The organism is Paramylibacter ulvae (assembly GCF_014652655.1).
GTDB lineage: Bacteria > Pseudomonadota > Alphaproteobacteria > Rhodobacterales > Rhodobacteraceae > Amylibacter > Amylibacter ulvae.
This window is the reverse complement of sequence record NZ_BMZF01000001.1, coordinates 923130-939059: the sequence shown is the minus strand read 5'-3', so window position 1 is coordinate 939059 and position 15930 is coordinate 923130. Positions and strand designations below refer to the sequence as shown.

General features: G+C 48.7%; 18 protein-coding genes. 9 read left to right on the top strand and 9 right to left on the bottom strand.

The window, feature by feature from the left end; genetic code table 11:
* Positions 1-106 precede the first annotated feature (106 nt).
* Genes IE094_RS04675 through arsC form a run of 4 tightly spaced genes read left to right on the top strand, consistent with a single transcriptional unit; the run spans position 107 to position 2293 of the window.
* Positions 107-520, top strand: a complete 414-nt coding sequence (locus IE094_RS04675; RefSeq protein WP_189639366.1) for a VOC family protein — start codon at positions 107-109, stop codon at positions 518-520.
* Between the two features lie 38 nt (positions 521-558).
* Positions 559-897 (top strand): DUF952 domain-containing protein, encoded by a 339-nt coding sequence (locus tag IE094_RS04670; RefSeq protein WP_189639365.1) that lies wholly within the window; start codon positions 559-561, stop codon positions 895-897.
* Positions 894-1952 (top strand): quinone-dependent dihydroorotate dehydrogenase, encoded by a 1059-nt coding sequence (locus IE094_RS04665; protein ID WP_189639364.1) that lies wholly within the window; start codon positions 894-896, stop codon positions 1950-1952. Before IE094_RS04670 ends, IE094_RS04665 begins: the two co-directional genes overlap by 4 nt.
* The gene (gene arsC, locus IE094_RS04660) at positions 1949-2293 is read left to right on the top strand and encodes an arsenate reductase (glutaredoxin) (protein ID WP_189639363.1); all 345 of its coding nucleotides are present in this window, start codon (positions 1949-1951) and stop codon (positions 2291-2293) included. The genes IE094_RS04665 and arsC overlap by 4 nt, the downstream gene beginning before the upstream one ends.
* Here the strand turns inward: arsC and IE094_RS04655 are convergent, their stop codons facing one another.
* Positions 2294-3619 (bottom strand): MATE family efflux transporter, encoded by a 1326-nt coding sequence (locus IE094_RS04655; protein WP_189639362.1) that lies wholly within the window; start codon positions 3617-3619, stop codon positions 2294-2296. It abuts the gene before it with no gap.
* A 111-nt stretch (positions 3620-3730) separates the two neighbouring features.
* Here IE094_RS04655 and IE094_RS04650 point away from each other — a divergent pair, with 111 nt between their 5' ends.
* The 3 genes from IE094_RS04650 (at position 3731) to IE094_RS04640 (ending at position 5396) form a co-directional block, all read left to right on the top strand.
* Positions 3731-4108 (top strand): MerR family transcriptional regulator, encoded by a 378-nt coding sequence (locus IE094_RS04650; protein ID WP_189639361.1) that lies wholly within the window; start codon positions 3731-3733, stop codon positions 4106-4108.
* A 130-nt stretch (positions 4109-4238) separates the two neighbouring features.
* Positions 4239-4637 (top strand): MerR family transcriptional regulator, encoded by a 399-nt coding sequence (locus IE094_RS04645; RefSeq protein WP_189639360.1) that lies wholly within the window; start codon positions 4239-4241, stop codon positions 4635-4637.
* A gap of 117 nt (positions 4638-4754) precedes the next feature.
* On the top strand, positions 4755-5396 hold the full coding sequence (locus tag IE094_RS04640; RefSeq protein WP_189639359.1) for a glutathione S-transferase family protein: 642 nt from the start codon (positions 4755-4757) through the stop codon (positions 5394-5396).
* Here the strand turns inward: IE094_RS04640 and IE094_RS04635 are convergent, their stop codons facing one another.
* Entirely contained in the window at positions 5397-6332 is a 936-nt protein-coding gene (locus IE094_RS04635; RefSeq protein WP_189639358.1) for a DMT family transporter, read from the bottom strand.
* A gap of 122 nt (positions 6333-6454) precedes the next feature.
* On the opposite strand from IE094_RS04635, the gene IE094_RS04630 reads away from it, so the two are divergent.
* Positions 6455-7453, top strand: a complete 999-nt coding sequence (locus tag IE094_RS04630; RefSeq protein WP_189639357.1) for a hypothetical protein — start codon at positions 6455-6457, stop codon at positions 7451-7453.
* Here the strand turns inward: IE094_RS04630 and IE094_RS04625 are convergent.
* From IE094_RS04625 to IE094_RS04605, 5 genes are all read right to left on the bottom strand, one after another.
* Complete coding sequence (locus tag IE094_RS04625; protein WP_189639356.1) at positions 7450-8124, bottom strand: ABC transporter ATP-binding protein; 675 nt, start codon at positions 8122-8124, stop codon at positions 7450-7452. The two genes, IE094_RS04630 and IE094_RS04625, sit on opposite strands and share 4 nt — an antisense overlap.
* The gene (locus IE094_RS04620) at positions 8117-9409 is read right to left on the bottom strand and encodes a lipoprotein-releasing ABC transporter permease subunit (protein ID WP_189639355.1); all 1293 of its coding nucleotides are present in this window, start codon (positions 9407-9409) and stop codon (positions 8117-8119) included. The genes IE094_RS04625 and IE094_RS04620 overlap by 8 nt, the downstream gene beginning before the upstream one ends.
* Positions 9406-9903, bottom strand: coding sequence for a DUF2937 family protein (locus tag IE094_RS04615; protein ID WP_189639354.1), 498 nt, complete (start codon positions 9901-9903; stop codon positions 9406-9408). Before IE094_RS04615 ends, IE094_RS04620 begins: the two co-directional genes overlap by 4 nt.
* A 1-nt stretch (position 9904) precedes the next feature.
* Positions 9905-11242: a proline--tRNA ligase gene (proS, locus tag IE094_RS04610; protein ID WP_189639353.1), complete on the bottom strand. Its 1338-nt coding sequence runs from the start codon at positions 11240-11242 to the stop codon at positions 9905-9907.
* 75 nt (positions 11243-11317) lie between these two features.
* A complete protein-coding gene (locus IE094_RS04605; protein ID WP_189639352.1) occupies positions 11318-11701 on the bottom strand; it encodes a VOC family protein in 384 nt (127 codons plus the stop codon).
* Positions 11702-11790: 89 nt separating this feature from the next.
* Between IE094_RS04605 and soxR the strand changes: the two genes are divergently transcribed.
* Complete coding sequence (soxR, locus tag IE094_RS04600; RefSeq protein ID WP_189639351.1) at positions 11791-12249, top strand: redox-sensitive transcriptional activator SoxR; 459 nt, start codon at positions 11791-11793, stop codon at positions 12247-12249.
* Here soxR and IE094_RS04595 read toward each other — a convergent pair.
* Together IE094_RS04595 and IE094_RS04590 are read right to left on the bottom strand one after the other, a co-directional pair.
* A complete protein-coding gene (locus IE094_RS04595) occupies positions 12240-13724 on the bottom strand; it encodes a Ppx/GppA phosphatase family protein (RefSeq protein WP_189639350.1) in 1485 nt (494 codons plus the stop codon). The two genes, soxR and IE094_RS04595, sit on opposite strands and share 10 nt — an antisense overlap.
* Positions 13717-15930 (bottom strand): RNA degradosome polyphosphate kinase, encoded by a 2214-nt coding sequence (locus tag IE094_RS04590; protein ID WP_189639349.1) that lies wholly within the window; start codon positions 15928-15930, stop codon positions 13717-13719. Before IE094_RS04590 ends, IE094_RS04595 begins: the two co-directional genes overlap by 8 nt.

Sequence of the window (15930 nt, the reverse complement as noted above, 5' to 3'; positions counted from 1 at the left end):
TTCAATTTAACTCAGCTTATGCAATTTCCGCTGTTTGGTCTATTGAATCATACACCGATTAAAAAAACACGCTTGCTCCATGCGCAAACTGCGGTATTCTCGGCCCATGAAATCATTGTTCCACCTTGCATATAACGTGACAGATCTGGAAGCCGCGCGCCGGTTTTACAGCGATGTTCTGGGCTGTGCCGAGGGGCGTAGCACCGACACTTGGGTCGATTTTGATTTCTTTGGGCATCAAATTTCGCTGCATCTGGGCGCACCGTTTGCAACAGAAAACACCGGGCATGTGGGGGATCATATGGTGCCAATGCCACATTTGGGAATTGTATTGCCGCTTGCCGATTGGCTGGCCTTGTCCGCACGATTACAAACGGCGCAAGTCGCATTCGAAATCCCACCACAGGTGCGGTTCGAAGGTCAAACAGGCGAACAACGCATCATGTTTTTCCGCGATCCGTCGGGAAACCCCATCGAAGCCAAAGGTTTTGCCGATTTTGAAACCGTATTCGCAAGCTAGGGCTTGACCAACGCCGCCCTGCCCTGCATCTGTATTTCATGTTAATCTACAAAATTCTTCGCACGCCTGAATGGGCTGATTTACAATCAAATGGGCGCAGCAACGGCGCACCGATTGATATCAGCGATGGCTACATTCATTTTTCAACGGCACCACAGGCCAGCGAAACCGCAGCCAAACATTTTGCTGGCGAAGAAGAGTTGTTGTTATTGGCCTATGACAGCGATCAATTGGGTGAAAAATTGAAATGGGAAAAATCGCGCGGCGATCAATTGTTTCCACATCTTTACGCGCCCCTAACACTCGCCGATGCGATCTGGGTCAAACCGTTGCGATTGTCCGATAACGGCCATGTCTTTCCAGAAGAAATGCAATGAAACTGATTGAAAAACTGGGGCTTGCTGCTCTTTATCAACTTGATCCTGAACTGGGACATGGCATCGCGATCAAAGCGTTAAAAATGGGGCTGGCACCGTCGCAAGGCGTGCACAGCAGCGATCGCCTGCTAACCAATATTGCAGGGCTGGATTTGCCAAATCCCATCGGATTGGCCGCAGGTTTTGACAAGAACGCCGAAGTCATTGCGCCGCTGTTGAAAACAGGTTTTGGATTTATCGAAGTGGGTGCTGCAACACCCATCGCACAACCTGGTAACGCGAAACCACGCCTATTTCGTCTGCGTGAAGATCGCGCGTCAATCAATCGATTTGGGTTTAACAACGAGGGTATGCAAACAATCGCAACCCGTTTGGCCGCGCGCCCCAATCATGGGGTGGTTGGTATTAACCTTGGCGCGAATAAATCAAGCAGCCATCGCGCAATTGATTACGTCAAGGTATTGGAACACTGCGGGCCGTATGTTGATTTTGCCACTGTGAATGTGTCATCGCCCAACACGGAGAAGCTGCGCGATTTGCAAGGTGAACGTGCGTTGAACGCATTGTTAGCGGGCGTTATGGAAACCCGCGAAAATTTGGCACGCCCCATTCCGATATTTTTGAAAATCGCGCCTGATTTGAACGGTGAAGAAATCGCACAAATTGCCCAAGTGGCAAAACACAACCGCATTGATGCGATTATTGCCACCAACACCACGCTGGATCGCGATGGATTACAAAGCGAGCACGCGCACGAAGGCGGCGGATTATCTGGCGCGCCATTATTTGAAAAATCTACGCGGGTTTTGGCGCAATTAGCACATGAAACAGATGGCGCTATTCCCTTGATCGGGGTTGGTGGTGTATCGTCAGCAGCGCAGGCTATGGCGAAAATTCAGGCGGGTGCATCGGCGGTACAACTTTATACTGCATTAGTGTATCACGGGTTTTCACTGGCGAATGAAATTGCCCACGGGTTGGATCAGGTGCTAAAAGAAAAAAATTACGCCAATGTCGCAGATGCGGTTGGCACGGATATCGGAGCCTATCTATGAGCGCAACAATTTGGCATAACCCGCGCTGTTCAAAATCACGCCAAACATTGGCATTGATCGACTCGCAACGTGTTCCGGTGAAAATTTTTCCCTATACCAAACAGATCCCAACGGCGGATCAAATCGCCGATGTGTTGCGCCTGTTGGATATTTCCGCAATTGAATTGGTACGCACGGGCGAGCGATTGTTCAAAGAATTGGGTCTGTCAAAAACAGATGCCGATGATGTGTTGATCAAAGCGATGGTGGAAAATCCGATTTTGATCGAACGCCCCATTGTGATCGCCAATGGCAAGGCCGCGATTGGACGCCCGCCCGAAAACGTTTTGGATATCCTTTAGTTACGCAGCATCTGCGGATGCTTCGAGTGCTGGATATTTCCACGCAAGTGTGATCGTGCGCATAATGTTAAGCACCATCAAGCTCGCCCAAAGCCCATGATTGCCATAAATGGGCAGCAAGATCAGAACCGAAACTACGTAAAACGCAAATGATATCAACATCATGTTACGCATATCCGCCGTACGTGTGGCGCCAATGAATACCCCATCCAGCATCCATGCCCCCACCCCAATCATCGGCGCGATCACCATCCATGGCAAATAATGCTGCGCGGCGATTTGAACGGGTTCTGATTTTGCCATAAGCGCGATCAAATATTCACCACCCAGCAAAAATGCGATGCTGAGCACAATGCAAATAAGCAGCCCCCAAATACTGGTTAAATAGACCGCACGACGCAATCGCCCACGATCACGTGCGCCAAGCGCGTTCCCAACCAGTGCCTCGGCGCTAAACGCGAACCCATCAAGCGCGTAGGCGATGATATTGAGAAACTGTAACAACACCTGATTTGCCGCCAAGGTGACATCATCAAATGACGACCCCATGAACAAAAAACTAACAAATGCGATTTCGAGCAAGATCGAGCGGATCATAATATCACCATTAACCGCAGCCATACGCGCCATTTTCGCACGATCAAATATCCGCGCTTTGTCGCGCCAATACCCGCCATAAAACCCAGCGCGCGCGAGCCATAGGCCAAGCGCCAAACCAGACCATTCGGCAATGAATGTCGCAAAGGCAACACCCTGAACACCCCAATTGAATTCCAAGACGAACAGCAAATCCAAAATAATATTCAATCCGTTCATCCATAGTTGAAGCACCAAAACAGAACGGGTTTGTTCCTTTGCGATTAACCAACCTGTGATGCCAAACAATGCAATCGCGGCCGGTGCGCTGAAAATACGGATGTGCAAATATTGCCGCGCGAGGTTTTCAACCTCTGGCGAGGCGGGGGCGGCCTTGAACGCCAACCAAAACAGCGGCGCCTGTAAAATCACGAACACCAGACCTGCGCCAACACCGATGATCATCGCGCGCGTTAACATCGCGCTGACCTCGCCGTCATCATCCGCACCAATCGCCTGCGCGGTCAATCCAGTGGTGCCCATGCGCAAAAAACCAAATATCCAATAAATTGCCGTCAGGACAATTGCCCCGATTCCAACAGCGCCAATTGGTGCTGCCAACCCCATTTGCCCAACAACACCCGTATCAACCGCGCCCAATATCGGGACAGTTGCGTTGGACAACACAATTGGAAGCGCGATGGTTAAAACGCGTTTATGCGTCAATGGTGTGGAACGGGTGGCAACCATATTCTTTCTTTCATTTACAAAAAACTGACCAATTTCCATGCACTGGTTCATTGTATCGCTTGAAAAATGCAAAAATTACCGTAAAATCGCATAACCTAACTGGGAACCAAAATGCCGCAAAGTATTAAAACACTTAAAGAAATGTGTGAAGAATTTGAAGTTACGCCGCGCACGCTTCGTTATTACGAATACATCGAATTGTTGTCACCCGAAAAACAGGGGCGGACCCGTCTTTATGGGGCCAAGGAACGTGCGCGGATGAAATTGATCATGCGCGGCCGTCGGTTTGGGTTTTCTTTGGAAGAAGTGCGCCAGTGGCTTGAACTTTATGACCAAGACCCATCACAAAAGGTTCAAATGGAAGCATTGCTAGAGCGTAGCAAGGTCCGCATGAAGGATCTGCGCAACCGCAAAAAAGAGCTGGAAGAGGCGATTGCAGAGCTGCAAGATTTGATTAAAGTCGCCAATGAAAGCCTCGATAAAAGCTAATCCAAGGCAATTTGCGCAAAAAACAGCCATATTTCGTGACGCAATGTCAGATCAGTTGACCTGACTGGTACATATTGAAAATATATCCAAGCGTATCCACATGACAATCACAACAACCACGGGGTGATTGATGGCTTATCCAATTTTGACAATTCGTGAAATGTGCGAACGCTATGAAGTAACGGCAAGAGCTTTGCGTTTTTATGAAAGCAAAGGTTTGTTAAACCCGCTGCGCGATGGTTCGCGACGTTTGTATTCGAATACGGACCGCGCAAAGTTGAAATTAATACTACGCGCCAAATTTTATGGCTTTTCACTCGAAGAAATATCTCAGCTGCTCGAAATTTATAACAGCGATAACCTTGAATATCATAAATTAGCTGCCATTGCAGAGCTTGCCCAAAAACAGCTTTCTGCCTTGGAAAAACAACAAACGGAATTAAATCGTGCGATTGAAAGTCTGCGGCATGAACTTGATACGGGACTACGCGACTTGAAAAACTGTGCGGTGCTGAAACAAGCCGCCTAAATGGGTGCAACGGGGTGGGACCCGCGCGAAGGTGCAAATACTCGCGGCGTTCCACCCATTTTCCTTGACCATTTCTGACAATGTGCAACCATGCGTTCAAATGCAAGGGGACCTGTCATGGCTGAATATCAACTGTATTGTTTTGGTGAATCTGGAAACGCATATAAGGCTGCGCTCACGCTCGAATTAACGGGCAGCGATTGGGAACCCATTTTCGTTGATTTTTTCAACGGAGAAGCACGCGGCGATGCATTTCAGCAAATCAACGAAATGGGCGAAGTCCCCGTTATGGTTCACGGTGATACAACCCTGACGCAATCGGGTGTAATCCAAGACTATATTATCGAGCAGAGCGGAAAGCTCGGCGGGGCAACACCACAAGAGCGGCGCGAAATTTGGCGCTGGGTTTTGTTTGATAATCACAAATTGTCTTCACAAGCGGGTGTGACCCGTTTTTTGATGAATTTTTTGCCCAAAGATAAGCGCCCAACAGAAACAATCTCATTTTTGCAAGCGCGATTGCAAGGCGCCTATAAGACACTAAACAACCATTTGGTCGGGCGTAAATGGATCGTAGGGGATGACATTTCTGTCGCCGATATATCCTGTTGTGGATACCTGTATTATCCAGAAGAATTCGGATTTAACCGTGCGGATTGGCCGGAAATCGATGCGTGGCTGGATCGCATTGCGACAACCCCGGGTTGGAAACATCCCTATGATTTGATGAAACCTGCATTCCCACCTGAAAAGGCATAATCAATCTTTGTTGCGAAAGGCAATACAGATCCCCGCGAATGCAATCATCGCCATCCCAATCATATCCCACATGATCAGGGTTTCACCCCACAACAACCAGCCCCAAAATCCTGCGAATACCAACAGGCTGTATTCAAACACGCTCACGATTGATGCATCTGCAATTTGATAGGCGCGGGTTTGCAACAAAATCGCATAACCCGACCCGATTGATTGGATCAAAATCCAACCTAGAACCGCCAATGTTGGCCAGGCAAACGGTCGGTTCAAAAAACTGAGCTCGCCCATTTGTCCAATATCAAAACCGTGGATGACGGTCATGCCAATAACCCCACAGGTTCCAAGTGTTAAGAAGTACCAAAAGAGCAAGGACATCGATTGTTCTTGAGCACAAAAACGCCCCGTAAACATCATGGCGAGCGCATAAAATAATGCCCCCGCAACAGGTAAAATCGCCATTGGATCAAGGTGCTGTCCAAAGGGGCGCAAGATCACCAATACCCCCGCAAATCCGAGCAGTATCGCAAAAATACGATACGGGCCAATGCGAGATTTAAACAAAACCACGCTCAAAATCACAACAAAAATGGGCGCAAGGAACAGCCCCGCCGCCGCGATCGAAACAGGTACTGTTCCCAAGGCCCCAAAATATAGCAACATCGCGACCGCATACAGCGCGGATCGCACGAATACATTCAATGGTCGCAAGGGGCGCAAGGGGATATTCATACGCCACGCCGCAATCCATGTGCCCAATGCGATCAACGCACATTTCATCGCCTGAAATTGCCACAACCCGACATCCTGTGCGATGAATTTCACGAAATTATCAATCACGCCTAGGATTAACATGCAGATAACAATCAATATGGCGCCGCGTAAAATTGGATTATCAGAATGCATCGGTTCGCCAATCGTTGTGTACTGATTTGACATTGCAAAGATTTCACAAATGCGGCAAGCGTGATTGCGACGCAATTGCCACGAGATGCTGGAAATTTCGCCGCAAAATGATTATACTGTAATGAATAGAAGGCCAACATAGGGCCCGTCGAGCAATGACCGCATTAAAAGAGTATGAAAGATTAGAAAGTATTGGTCTGTGGCGTGAAACCGCAGAGGGCCAACGCAAAGAGGTTGTCGTGGCATTTGGCGACGCATCGTTGGTGCTGCGCGATAGCAATGACCGTCCGCTTACGCATTGGTCAATGGCCGCCATTGAACGCACCAATTCCAACCAACGCCCTGCAATTTACACGGTTGACCCCGATGGGCATGAAACCTTGGAAATTGACGACAAAACGATGATCAAAGCGATCGAACGTGTACGTAACCGCATCCAACGTGCACGCCCAAAACCAGGGCGGCTTCGGGTTTGGATCAGTGCGATAACGCTTTGCGCATTTGTCATCGCTGGTGTTGTTTGGCTGCCAGAAGCAACGGCGCGATATGCAACGGGCATCGTTCCAGACGCCAAGCTAGAAGACATCGGACGGCGTGCATTGGCGCAAGTGAACAAGCTGACTGGCACCCCCTGTTCATCGCCTTATGGCGAACGCGCCCTGCGATTGTTAGAGGATCGATTAATCGGCACGACATCCAACCGCATTTTGATCGTGGATATGGGGCCGCGCAAATCCGCACTATTACCCAATGGAAATATCCTGATCAACAAATCGCTATTGTCTGATCAAAACGGACCTGAATTGATGGCAGGGTATGTGTTGATGGAACGCGCGATGCAGGATGAACGCCCGCAACTTTATGATCTGTTTTTGACATCAGGCTTGAACACCACATTGCATTTTTTGGCGAACGGAAAAATCAATAAGGCAAAGTTGGATCAATTCGCCGAAAACAAAATCATGGGGGAATTATCGAACCCGCGCCCTGATAACTTGCACGAATTGTTTAATGTTGCCGAAATCACCAGCACACCATTTGCAAAGTCAGACAACCGATATGCCGATTTGGCAAGCATCGATAATTACGCAAAGCAATCTGTACCATTGCTATCGGACGAAGACTGGCTCGCGCTACAAGAGATTTGCGATTAGCTAAGCTGACCACGTTCAAGGCGCACCATACGATCCATACGCCCCGCCAGTTCGATATTATGCGTTGCAATCAACGCGGACAGACCCGTTTCCTTGACCAAATCCAACAGGGCGTTGAACACTGTATCCGATGTTTCAGGGTCTAAATTGCCCGTAGGTTCATCAGCCAACAACAGTTTTGGTTCATTGGCAAGTGCACGACAAAACGCAACGCGTTGTTGTTCACCACCGGACAATTCTGCGGGGCGATGTGTGCCGCGTGGTTCTAACCCGACGCGATTTAACAAATCACGCGCACGATCGGTTGCTGCAACCTTGGAAACACCATTTGCCATTTGCGGCAAAATAATATTTTCCAGGGCGGAAAATTCGGGTAACAGGTGGTGAAATTGATAAATGAACCCCACATCTTGGCGCCGTGTGCGTGTGCGTTTTCGTTCCGACAGTCCCGATTGATCAACGCCCGCAATGGCAATGTGCCCCGCATCCGCCGTGTCCAATAGACCCGCAATATGCAGCAATGTTGATTTTCCAGCGCCCGACGGTGCGACCAGCCCTACCACCTCGCCCGTGGCAAGCGTGAAATCCAGATCATTCAGAATGGAAATCTCTGTTGGTTTACCCTTGTTATATGCCTTACTGACGCCTTGCAGTTCCAAAATATTATTCATATCGAAGCGCCTCGACAGGGTTCATTTTTGCTGCGCGGCGCGCTGGGAATATGGTGATGATAAATGACAACCCAAGCGAGAGGCAAACCGCCTTCATCACATCACGCAAGTTCAATTCCGCGGGCAGTTGCGACAATAATCGTTGGGATGGGTCCCATACGCCCCCACCCATCAAACCGTTAATCACATTAAAAATTGGGTCAATATAGATCACGAACAAACAGCCCAAGATCACACCCGCAATGGTGCCAATCACCCCAATCGATGAACCACAAATGAAAAAGATGCGCATGATCGACCCTTCGGACAATCCCATCGTGCGCAAAATACCAATATCGCGCCCCTTGTTTTTCACCAGCATAATCAGGCCAGATACGATGTTCATGGACGCGACCAAAACCAAGATCGACATCAGAATGAACATCACGTTATCCTCCATTTGAAGCGCACGTAAAAATCCACCGCTCGCATTTTTCCAGGTCCATGTCGCGCTGTGTGAATCGCTAGCAGCTAATAATAATGGATCAAGCTGTTGCACGTTATCTGGATCATCAACCATGATCTCAAATTCATCAACCACGCCCTCGCGGTTGAAGAATATCTGTGCGTCTGAGAGAGGCATATATAACCGTGTGCGATCAATATCATATCGCCCGACCTCGAATATATACACAACGTCATAGGCATTGATGCGTGGGCTTGTCCCAAATGCTGTTTGCAATCCATCGGGTGAAATCAGCGTGATTTTGTCGCCAACAGACAATCCCAATTCACGCGCAACCCCCGTGCCAATCGCAACACCTTTGTCAAAATTTTCCAGCTTGCCAATTTGGCGTTCAGGTTTGGCGATCAATGGCAGATTTTGTAAATCGGCCAGCGTTTCACCATATACCTCGACCCCATTGTTGCGGCCATTGGCAGTGGCCATTACCTGTCCCTTTACAATGGGTGCAACGCGATTGACGCCCTCGATCTGTAACAATCGCTGGGCGATATCGTCGTAATTATCAAAGGTGCGCACAATACGCCCATCTGCATCCTCAAACGGGGGGCGATATACGGACACATGCGCATTCGCACCAAGGATGGTTGCCGTGAAATCCGTGCGAAACCCAGAGCGCACCGCAAGGGTTGCGATCAACGCAAATACCGCGAGCGCAATCCCAATAAGGGAAATCCATGTCATCACGCTGACGCCACCTTCGGATTTACGCGCGCGCAAATACCGCCAAGCAATCATCCATTCATGGGGGGCAAAGGGTGATGTCCTACCCGAATTATTCATGCAATTTTCCGTTTCTTAGCGTCGCGCAATTGGCGCAACATACGCCCTATGGCAGATGTACCACCATAGCCAGCGCAATATCCGCCAAACAGTAACAAAAACGATTCCAATGACAATGGGATAGCAGGTTGAAAATCCGCCCACGCGCCCTGATTTATTTTGGGATCGGCAAATTTTTGGATGTAACCAAGCCGTTCAAATGCGCTGGCGTCTTTGAGCGTTGCATAACTCTGTGCCAAATCTTCTTGGCGTTTGATCGTGCGCGTCATATCCGATTGGCGGCGATCCAAAAATTCTGTGCCCGTCATTGCCGATAATGCCTGTGCGCGGGTTTGATTTGTTTGTATCGCCGAATTATCGAAATCCGCCACAACCACATTCAATTCTTCAACCGCGCCGCCCAATCGTTGGACGTATTGTTGTGAATATTCAGGGAACTGGGACAGGCAAACGCCAACCCCCAATCCACCCAGAATATTCACAACCTTTCCCATATCAAATCCCTGCGTAAACTTTGGCCAGTTTTTCCAGTGCCAATTCAGCGGTCATTTCTTCGCTTTCGCCTGATTTACGGTTGGTCAATTCAACCACACCGTTTTTCAAACCACGCGGGCCCACAGTAATACGCCACGGCAAACCGATCAAATCCATTGATGCGAATTTAGCACCTGCGCGTTCCTTGCGATCATCATACAATGGATCAAGCCCCAATGCCGTTGCCGATTTATACAATGCCTCGCATGCGCCATCCGTGTCATCGTCACCCTGTTTTAGGTTCACAATGCCAACACCAAATGGTGTGACTGCTTCGGGCCAGATGATACCGTTGTCGTCATGGCTTGCTTCGATAATCGCACCGATCAGGCGCGACACACCAATGCCGTGCGACCCCATGTGAACGGGAACTTCTTTGTTATCGGAATTCACCACCTTGGCATTCATCGCATCGGAATATTTGGTGCCGAAATAGAATATTTGCCCCACTTCAATCCCGCGCGATGACATGCGACGTTCCTCTGGAATTTCATTGAATTTCGCCTCATCATGGGTTTCATCGGTGCGCGCATATGGTGTTGTCCATTCCTTCATAATACCCGCACATTGATCCCAATCATCATAATCGATTTTGCGATCGCCCAGATGCAGATCGAGAATGTTTTTATCGTAAAACACTTCGCTTTCGCCTGTATCGGCAAGCACTAAAAATTCATGTGTGTCATCACCACCAATCGGACCACTGTCCGCACGCATTGGGATTGCCTTTAATCCCATGCGTTCATAGGTGCGCAAATAGCTTACCAAATGGCGGTTATATGCGTGCATCGCCGAAGGTTTATCCACATCGAAATTATAACCATCCTTCATGAAAAATTCGCGCCCGCGCATCACGCCAAAACGAGGGCGTACCTCGTCACGAAATTTCCATTGAATATGATAAAGGGTCAGTGGCAAGTCTTTATGTGATTGCACAGAGTCGCGAAAAATATCGGTGATCAGTTCTTCGTTTGTGGGCCCATACAACATGTCGCGCCCGTGGCGATCGGTGATGCGCAACATTTCTTTGCCGTAATCATCATATCGCCCAGATTCACGCCACAGATCGGCGGATTGCAATGTGGGCATTAGCATTGGATTATGGCCCGCACGAATTTGTTCTTCGTGCACAATATTTTCCAATTTACGCAGCACCTTGAACCCCATCGGCAACCACGAATAAATGCCCGACGCCGCTTGGCGGATCATGCCGGCGCGCAACATCAAACGATGGCTAGCGATTTGCGCGTCGGCTGGGTTTTCTTTGAGGGTTGGTAAAAAATATTTCGATAGGCGCATATGTCAGGCTCGCTTTGCACAAAGTGTTTCATTTGTGTCTAGGCGATTGCCCGCGTACGTGCAATATCGCTTGTGTTATTGTGTATAGCTCACCACCTCTATCTCTAACCCATCTGTGTCTTCAAAATAGAACCGTCGCCCAGGTTCGTAATCGCCATGGCTATGCGCGGTGTAGCCTGCGTTTTCCACACGCTTTTCAACCGCGTCCAAATCGGAGACCACCACTGCGATATGGTTCAAACCCAGCAGATATTTGTTGCGCGGCGTTGCGATACGCTCTGGTGTGCCCAATTCATAAACTGCCACATATGAATTTTCGCCACCAACATGAATGGTTTTTCCACCGCCCAATGAATCCCCTTCCCAGCGGATTTTCCAATCGAAAAGATCGCACAATAATTGTGCGGTTTTTTTGCGATCACTAACAGTGACATTTGCATGTTCTAGATAATTTTCCATTGATTTGTCCTTTCATGTTCAATTGATATGGACATGTTATACGACCTCAAGTTAACCTGAGCTCAAGAGAAAATAATCAAGGTAAAACAATGTCTTTGAAAAAAGGTTTGCGAATTGGGCGCATTGCAGAGCGCACAGGGCTTTCGATTTCGGCCATTCGGTTTTACGAAGAACAGGGATTGGTGCAATCGGAGCGCAACGCCACGGGGCAACGTGTTTTCCAACATTCCGACATTCGAAAATTATCATTTGTGATGATTGCACAGAACCTTGGGTTTAGTTTGCGTGAAATCGCACAGGCATTGGCGCGTTTGCCCGACAATCGAGCGCCAACGTTAAAGGATTGGGAAAAACTGGCGGGGCAATTTGAAACGGTGCTGGATCAACGGATCAATGCCCTGCAAACGCTGCGTGAAAAGCTGACGGGCTGTATCGGTTGTGGGTGTTTATCGCTGGATCGCTGTGCGCTGTATAATGCGGATGATCGCGCCGCACGTTTGGGAACGGGTCCACGATATTTGTTAGGGGATCAACCAAATCAAGCGTAGGTAACAACACCCTTGCGCCCCAAGGAATCCGCCAACGCGTCAAAGCGTTTTTTGACCACTTCACCAAACACATCCGCGCCATTGCTGTCCAATGACAATTCAACCGCAACCTTAGTTTTACGAATTTTACCAAGGTCACTGATTTCAGCACCCGTCATCATTGCCCCCAACCGCATGGCGCGGCCAACCGATTCCGCCAATTGGCGTTCCTCTGCCGATAATAAATCTCGCAAACGGTGATATCCCAGCGACATTGCCTTGGTTTTATATCGATTCAACAATGCCCATGCGATAAACACGCGGCCTTGATGGCCAATGCCACCAAAATTGGCGTGGGTTGCACCGTAAAAACAAATTTCCGAACGATAGTCGGGGTGTGACGCCCAATAAACATCATGCAAAATACATGCAGCACGGATTAACCGTTTGCGATCATTGTCCGCCTCTGGAAACAACGGCAGCAACCAATCGCACAGTTGATCGCCAAACCCCGGGAAGCGCGCTTGTGCTTCTTCGACGGAGCGGCATGCCTCGAGCAACGGGTCACGAGTTTGCAACCCCTTTGGCATACGTTCAAACAACAAGCCTTCGCGCAGGCCATAGCTGGAAAATGTCACTTCTTCGGTTTTGAACTGCGTTAAAATTTGTTTCAAAACACGAATGGCTGTAGGCAATAATTCAATTCGTGCAGGGGATGCATTGACCATACGCGTCAATTCGTCTTGGTCGCAATCACCGATGATCGCGATCGTATCCAACACTTCATCAACAGGCAGGTGATAGTTGTGCAAAACGCGCAAAGGATAATTGTTGCGTTCCATATGGAATTTCGCAATTGCACGCAGTGATCCACCAACAAGGTAGATATTTTCCTGACGTCGCTGAAACAGTGGTGCAATTTCGGCCAGCTCGTTTTTGATCACCGCATCTTGTGCTTTGATATCGTCAGATACATCAACAATGCTAAGCGGACCCAATGCGGTTGTTACGATGTTCCCGATTTTACCATTTTTTATTTCGGCAAATTCAAGAGATGAACCACCTAAATCACAAACTAATCCATTGGCATCTGGCCAACCAAGCAACACACCGTTGGCGGATAAGCGTGCCTCTTCTTCGCCAGAAATGCTGACTAAATCAATGCCGATATCGTCTTGGACTTGCCGACAAAACGCAGGGCCATCCTCTGCCTCTCGCACGGCAGCGGTACCAACGGCGCCAAGGCTATTTAGTTCCATCTGATCGGCCAAAACCTTGAAACGGCGCAATGCGCTTAACGCACGCTCTTTGCCCTCTGGGTTTAATTTGTGCGATCGCAACAAACCTTTGCCCAACCCGCATAAAACTTTTTCATTGTAAAAATAAGCGGGGGATCGCGCCGCGCCATCAAACACGACCATGCGAACAGAGTTTGATCCAACGTCGATAACCCCAACGCGCCCAAGCTCTGAAATTTCAATATTCGTTTTATTCATCTTGATCATCATAAGAATGGGTTAATTTGGGTACGTCAACCACTCCGACCTTGCCGCGACCAGAAAGCGAAGGATTTTCCATAAAAAACCTGTGGCAATTGAACTTGCCCTCTTTAATCGGAGCATTATGGCGCAAATATGATCCATCCGATTGCATCACCCATGAATTTTGCACATCGGCCATATTTGCCGCCATGATCTGGCTCATGATTTGGGCGTGAACGGTTTTATTTGTTATCGAAACCAGCGTTTCAACGCGTCGGTGCAAATTACGCCCCATCCAATCGGCGGATGACATATATACCGATGCTTTCTTATGTGGCAATCCGTTGCCATTACCAAAACAAACGATGCGTGAATGTTCCAAGAAACGCCCGACAATCGATTTCACCCGAATATTTTCGGACAGGCCTTTGACATTGGCCCGCAGACAACAAATGCCGCGCACAACCAAATCAATCCGCACGCCATCGTTGCTGGCACGATACAGCGCATCAATGATTTCGGGATCAACCAGCGCATTCATTTTCGCCCAAATCGCGCCCTTCTTACCCTCGCGTGCCAAGGCAGATTCTTGTTCAATTTTTTCCAACAAATCAGATTTCAAATCATCGGGCGAAATTGATAGTTTTTTCAACCGTTCTGGGCGAGCATAACCAGACAGGTAATTAAAAACCTTTGCCGCGTCACGCCCCAGCGTTTTTGAACATGTAAAGAACGAAAGATCGGTATAAATATTCGCGGTGATTGGGTGATAGTTCCCAGTGCCAAAATGGGTATATGTGGCCAGTGAGTCACCCTCGCGGCGTACCACTGTCGAAATTTTGGCATGTGTTTTAAGATCTATGAAACCATACACGACATGCGCCCCAGCACGTTCCAAACGGCGCGATTGGCGTATATTTGCAGCCTCGTCAAATCGTGCCTTCAGCTCCACAAGCGCAGTAACCGATTTGCCGTTTTCCGCGGCTTCGCACAATGCTTCGACGATTGGGGATTGGTTGGATGTGCGATAAAGGGTCTGTTTGATCGCCACCACATTTGGATCACGCGCGGCCTGTTGTAGAAACTGCACGACGATATCAAACGATTCATAAGGGTGATGTAACAACATATCCTTTTGCTGAATCGCTGCAAAAATATTACCCATATAATCCTGCACACGTTCAGGTGTGCGCGGTTTAAATTGGGGCCATTGCAAATCGGGACGGTCGGATACAATCAATTCCGACACATCGGACATGCCCAACAACCCCGACAATTCAAAAACTTCGTTTTCATCCACATCCAATTCGCGCAAGATCAAGCGGCGCAATTCAGCAGGGGCGTCCGCCGATAGTTTTAGGCGCACCGCATGCCCACGGCGACGCCGTTTCAATGCGGTTTCAAATTCGCGAACCAAATCTTCGGCTTCGTCTTCGATTTCCAAATCGCTGTCACGCAACACGCGAAATATACATTCGCCCTGCAAAACGTAACCTGGGAATAAATCGCCCAAAAATGCCAAGATAACAGTTTCCAACAACACCATACGGTGTTCGCCATCTTGGAAAGACGGCAGTTCGACAAAACGATCAACTTGGTTTGGAATGGGCAGCAATGCGGTCAATGGGCGCGCATCTTTTTTGCGCGACAATTTCAGCGCCAATGCCAGACCTTCACTTGGGATAAATGGGAAAGGATGCGCTGGATCCACAGCCATTGGGCTTAGCACTGGAAAAATTTTATTTTTAAAGATGTTTCGCAGATAATTCAGATCGTCCTGAGACAGATCATCGCGTTCCAAAGTCACAATATTGGACGCGGCAAGTTCATCAATCAAATCTGCCCAGATTTCTTGTTGGCGTTCCATCAACCGCGACGCATCCGCATCGATCAGATCAAGCTGTTGTTTAGGGGTCAGCCCATCATAAGATGGTGCATCAATCCCACCGCGATACAATTCGCGTAAACCCGCGACACGCACCGTGTAAAATTCATCAAGATTGGTGTTGGAAATGGATAACATTCGCACCCGTTCCAACAGCGGGATTTCGTCATTCGCCGCTTCGCCCAACACGCGCCAATTAAACGCAAGCCAAGACATTTCCCGATTTACAAAACGCGCATCGCTGTCCATTGAAACATCAGTGTGGTCAACGGGTGGGGATGGTTGCGAGTTCAAAAAATCCGCATCCACATGAGGTGTTGTCAAAGGAATATTCAT

What these genes read in the sequence shown, in the direction of transcription:
- IE094_RS04675 (WP_189639366.1), top strand. Translation starts at nt 107, where the DNA reads ATGAAATCATTGTTCCACCTTGCATATAACGTGACAGATCTGGAAGCC.
- IE094_RS04670 (WP_189639365.1), top strand. Translation starts at nt 559, where the DNA reads ATGTTAATCTACAAAATTCTTCGCACGCCTGAATGGGCTGATTTACAA.
- IE094_RS04665 (WP_189639364.1), top strand. Translation starts at nt 894, where the DNA reads ATGAAACTGATTGAAAAACTGGGGCTTGCTGCTCTTTATCAACTTGAT.
- arsC (WP_189639363.1), top strand. Translation starts at nt 1,949, where the DNA reads ATGAGCGCAACAATTTGGCATAACCCGCGCTGTTCAAAATCACGCCAA.
- IE094_RS04655 (WP_189639362.1), bottom strand. Translation starts at nt 3,619, where the DNA reads ATGGTTGCCACCCGTTCCACACCATTGACGCATAAACGCGTTTTAACC.
- IE094_RS04650 (WP_189639361.1), top strand. Translation starts at nt 3,731, where the DNA reads ATGCCGCAAAGTATTAAAACACTTAAAGAAATGTGTGAAGAATTTGAA.
- IE094_RS04645 (WP_189639360.1), top strand. Translation starts at nt 4,239, where the DNA reads ATGGCTTATCCAATTTTGACAATTCGTGAAATGTGCGAACGCTATGAA.
- IE094_RS04640 (WP_189639359.1), top strand. Translation starts at nt 4,755, where the DNA reads ATGGCTGAATATCAACTGTATTGTTTTGGTGAATCTGGAAACGCATAT.
- IE094_RS04635 (WP_189639358.1), bottom strand. Translation starts at nt 6,332, where the DNA reads ATGTCAAATCAGTACACAACGATTGGCGAACCGATGCATTCTGATAAT.
- IE094_RS04630 (WP_189639357.1), top strand. Translation starts at nt 6,455, where the DNA reads ATGACCGCATTAAAAGAGTATGAAAGATTAGAAAGTATTGGTCTGTGG.
- IE094_RS04625 (WP_189639356.1), bottom strand. Translation starts at nt 8,124, where the DNA reads ATGAATAATATTTTGGAACTGCAAGGCGTCAGTAAGGCATATAACAAG.
- IE094_RS04620 (WP_189639355.1), bottom strand. Translation starts at nt 9,409, where the DNA reads ATGAATAATTCGGGTAGGACATCACCCTTTGCCCCCCATGAATGGATG.
- IE094_RS04615 (WP_189639354.1), bottom strand. Translation starts at nt 9,903, where the DNA reads ATGGGAAAGGTTGTGAATATTCTGGGTGGATTGGGGGTTGGCGTTTGC.
- proS (WP_189639353.1), bottom strand. Translation starts at nt 11,242, where the DNA reads ATGCGCCTATCGAAATATTTTTTACCAACCCTCAAAGAAAACCCAGCC.
- IE094_RS04605 (WP_189639352.1), bottom strand. Translation starts at nt 11,701, where the DNA reads ATGGAAAATTATCTAGAACATGCAAATGTCACTGTTAGTGATCGCAAA.
- soxR (WP_189639351.1), top strand. Translation starts at nt 11,791, where the DNA reads ATGTCTTTGAAAAAAGGTTTGCGAATTGGGCGCATTGCAGAGCGCACA.
- IE094_RS04595 (WP_189639350.1), bottom strand. Translation starts at nt 13,724, where the DNA reads ATGAATAAAACGAATATTGAAATTTCAGAGCTTGGGCGCGTTGGGGTT.
- IE094_RS04590 (WP_189639349.1), bottom strand. Translation starts at nt 15,930, where the DNA reads ATGAATATTCCTTTGACAACACCTCATGTGGATGCGGATTTTTTGAAC.